Annotated in this window: 2 protein-coding genes; one reads left to right on the plus strand and one right to left on the minus strand. The window is 66.6% G+C overall.

Annotated features, from left to right (window positions below; all coding sequences use genetic code 11):
- A partial coding sequence (locus AC5RW2_RS40635; RefSeq protein WP_494075266.1) for a ribonuclease Z occupies positions 1-668 on the minus strand: 668 nt, incomplete at its 3' end.
- A gap of 195 nt (positions 669-863) precedes the next feature.
- Here AC5RW2_RS40635 and AC5RW2_RS40640 point away from each other — a divergent pair.
- The coding region (locus tag AC5RW2_RS40640; protein WP_494075267.1) for a LamG-like jellyroll fold domain-containing protein at positions 864-4,465 on the plus strand (3,602 nt) is incomplete at its 3' end.

The raw sequence follows: 4,465 nt of genomic DNA on the forward strand, positions 1-4,465 counted from the left end.
TCGTCGTCGCTGAAGGTGGACTCGGCCACCAGCATGTCGACCCCATCGGCGAGTTCCTCGGCGCCCGGGCACGGCGCCGTGTCCATGACGAAGGCAAAGCGCTGGCCGGACCGCGGCACGCTCACCTCCTCCAGGCGCACCCCGCGCAGGCTTCCCTCGCGCTGCAGCCGGCTGACGTCCGGCCCTGCGATTCCGGCCGCCGCGAGCCGCTCCGGCAGGAGGGTACGGCCGTCGGGCTCGGCGAGCCGGTAGCCGTAGGTCTCGAGGCGGTGGTGCAGGGGACGCACCTCCAGGCCGGGCGCGATCGGGCCGGGGCCCGCGTGCGGGTGCAGCCGCAGATCAAGGCCCGGGGAGGCAATGGACACGAGCGCCCGGGCCATGTCCTCGCCGGAGGCGGGATAGTGCAAGTGGACCGGATGCGCCACACCGTCCAGGGCCATGCGTGAAAGCACACCCGGCAACCCGTAGCAGTGGTCGCCGTGGACATGGGTGAGGCAGATGCGCGTGATCTGGGTGGCCGCAACACCGGCATGGATCATCTGCCGCTGCGTGCCCTCCCCCGGATCGAAGAGCAGGCCTTCACCGTCCCACAGCAGCAGGTACCCGTTGTGGTTGCGGGTCCGCGTCGGGACCTGCGAGGCGGTACCGAGGACGACGAATTCACGCATGAACTGAGTGTGCCACCCGTTCGTGACGTAGGGCCATCATGTCCATTGCCGCCGTTTCCGCCTGGACTGCCCTGGCCCAATAGGCCATGGTGCAGATCACAGCCACAGGATGGCTATTTCACAACAAGTACATAGAGGGTTCATTTTCGCTCCCTAGCCTGCGGGTGTCCTCATCACTTGCGGGAAGAGCAAAAAATGAAACCCCCCTCTAAATCAGTGCTGTCCATGCTGCTCGGCGCCGGCGTCGTGACCAGCGGATTCGCACTTCCACCGGCGGCGACGGCGGCGATCGCCGCCCCTGCCGCCGATATCCTCAACGTGAGCTTCGCAGACGGTTCTGCTGCCGATGCCGCCCAAAGCAAGACCGTGACAACCTTCGGCGAACCTGTTATCGATGTCGACGGACAGCTGGCACGCAATGCCGCGGACTTCGACGGCCAGGACGATGCATTCTCCTACGACATGACCGCGGACGACTATGCGAAGCTGGCCGATTCGTTCACCGTCGAATGCTCGTTCAAGTACGATCCGGCGCTTCCGACCTCCGAGGTTACTCTCTGCGGAAACAAGCAGGCCGGCGGCTTCGCGCTGATCCTCAAGAACGACTCGCTGGGCTTCATGCTCCACACCAACGGCGGCTACAAGTACGCGCGCACCACGGTGGAGGCCGACCGCTGGTATCACGCGGCCGGTGTTTACGACGGTCAGACGATCAGGCTCTACCTGGACGGTGAACTGGCGGCCGAGGCCGAAGCCGGCGGCCCGATGACTGTGCCGTCGAATGTGAACGCCCACAACATGGTCATCGGCGCGGACAGTGCCTCGGGCAAGGCCGAGTCCTTCGCCAAGACGGCGATCGGCTCCGCCCGCGTCTACGGCGAGGCGATCACCGGCCAGCAGGCGGGCGCACTGAGCCAGGCGTTCCACGCCGTACCGGACGCCCCCGCTGCCGACGTCCTGGACGTCGATTTCTCCGATGGGACCGCTGCCGACAAGGTGCAGGGCCTGCCGGCCACCACCCATGGCGAGCCGGTAATCGCCGAGAGCGGCGCGCTGGGCCGCAACGTTGCCACCTTCGACGGTGACGATGCCCTCCTCTACCCGTTCGGCGCCCAGTACCCCGCCCTGGGTGACTCGATGACCGTCGAGTGCGTCTTCCAGTACAACGGTGCGTTCCCCGCCTCCGGCGAGACGAACCTGTGTGCCAACAAAGAGGCCGGCGGCTTCTCGATGACCATGTACGGCGACAAGCTCACCTTCGCCGTGAACACGTCGGGCTACAAGAACGCCGGCGTACAGATTGAGCCCGGCCGCTGGTACCACGCTGTGGGCGTCTACGACGGCTCCACCGCCAAGCTGTACGTCAACGGCGAGCTGGCCGCCTCCGTGGCCGGCGGCCCGGCCATCACCTGGCCGCCGAACCCCGGCGCGCACAACTTCGTGATCGGTGCCGATTCCTCCAACGGCGGCGCTCAGTTCCATGCCACGGCGACCATCGCCTCGGCCCGCGTCTTCGGCGACGCGCTGGATACCGCGCAGATTGCCGCGCTCAACACCACGGCGCTCGGTGAGGCGCAGTCCGCGCCGCTGGAGATTGTGTCCACCACGCCGGCCGCCGGTGCCTCGATCGACCGGGCTACGCAGTTCAGCATTGACTGGACCAACGAGGCGCTGGTCGGCCAGGACACCACCTACACCCTGGACGGCGTGCAGATCCAGCCCGGCCAAATGATCGGCGCGGGCCTGGCAGCCGGCAACCACACCGTGCGCATCGAGGCAAAGGACGTCTTCGGGCGCACCCTGACCCGTGACGTCCCCTTCACCTCCGCCAGCATCCCCACCGCCGGCGGCGTGGAGACCGGCCAGGGGGCGGGCACGGTGACCCTCTCGGCCAACGCCACCAATCCGGACGGCGGAGACGTCACCTCAACCTTCTACGCCGGCACCGCGGCCGTGGCCGCTGGCGGCGTGCAGGGCATCGTGACGGAACTGCCCGCCACGCTGGAGTTCACCTACACCGAGGGCGAAGAGCTCACCGGCCCGGCCAAGCCCAATGACGGCGCCGAGCTTTCCAGCGTTTCCGCCACCGAGGGTCAGATTCCGTTCCAGCGCTTCGAGGCCGAGGTCGGCACCGCGGCGGACGGACAGTCGGTCCGCTGGAGCGGCACCGTCGATCCGGCCCGCCAGGCGACCCTGCGGGTCTGGAACACGGTGTCCCAGACCTGGGACACCGTAGACAGCGGACGCGGCCTTACCGAAGGCCAGCTGGTGCTCTCCGGTGATGTCAAGGCCGAGTACGTCGACGGCGGCGCGGTCCACGTCATGGTCACGGGCGAGGATCCTTTCGCCGACGATCTGAACGAGCCCGTCAAGGACTCCTTCGAGGACCCCGAAGCCTACGACTTCTCCATGGTGCACTACACCGACACCCAGTATCTCGCCGAGGGCGCCGCGGAAGACGCCTACTCCGAGGAGCAGAAGGCTGTCTGGCAGAAGGCCTACACCGCCATTCCGGAATGGATTGCCGAGAACGCTGAAGAGAAGAAGATCGAGTACGTCACCCACACCGGCGACATCATCGAAAACTGGCACGCGAAGACCTATGCCGACGAGGCAGCTCAGGAAGAGATCGCCCTCGAAGAGTTCGCGTTTGCCTCCGAGGCCCAAAAGATCCTTGACGACACCGGGATTCCGAACGGCGTATTGCCAGGCAACCACGACAACCGCACCGGGACCGACAACGGCGCGGACAACATGTACAACCAGTTCTTCGGTCCCGAGCGCTACGAGGCGCTGGAGCAGACGGCCGGCTGGCAGGAAGCGGGCGCGTCCTACCAGGCGTGGAAGGAGGGGGACAACGACAACCACTACGACCTGTTCTCCGCCGGCGGGCTGGACTTCATTGGCGTCTACCTGGGCTACGACGTGACCGACGAGGAAATCGCCTGGGCCAACGACGTACTGGAGCAGTACTCCGACCGCAACGCCATCCTGCTCACCCACGCCTACAACAAGCCCAGCACCAGCGCCGACGGCCGGGGCGCGGCGTACTCCCGCGACGGTAAGACCGTGTCCGAGGGCATCCTGGAGAAGAACGACAATGTCTTCCTGGTTCTCTCCGGCCACGAGCACGGTGTCAGCATCGAGGTCCGCAAGGACGTGGGACAGACCGGCAACAATGTGGTCGAGCTGCTCGCCGACTACCAGTTCTACGAAGTCAGCTCCGAGGAGCTGGGTCTGACCGGCGTGGACGGGCTCACCGGTTCCGAGCTGCTGCGCTTCGGCTCCAGCTACCTGCGGATGCTCCAGTTCGACATTGACCGTTCTGAACTGGCGATCGACACCTACTCGCCGCTGCTGGACAACTTCGGCGCCACCGAGTATGACGACGACAAACGCTACAACGGCACCGAAGACGACCTGCGCCTGCCAATTCAGCTGGAGACCCGCAAGACCAGCTTCACCACCGACTCCGTGATGGTCACCGCGCCGACCGAGACAGTCATCGGCGAAGCCACAGCCCGCTCCGGCTGGCCGGCCTCCGTGGAATGGTCCGGCCTGACCGAGGGCGAGGTGCACGCCTGGTACGCGGTCAGCCGCGACGCCGAAACCGGCCAGGAGCTGGCCGCCGGATCGGTGGACCAGATGGGCGTCTTCACCGCCCGGGCCGCCGGGACCGACACGACCGCTCCGGTCATCACCCTGCCTGGATCCCCGACCACGATCACCGCCGGGGACACCTTCGACCCGCTCGAGGGTGTGACGGCAGCGGACAACACCGACGGCGACGTAACTGC

It is taken from the genome of Arthrobacter sp. B0316-1-20 (assembly GCF_059091865.1).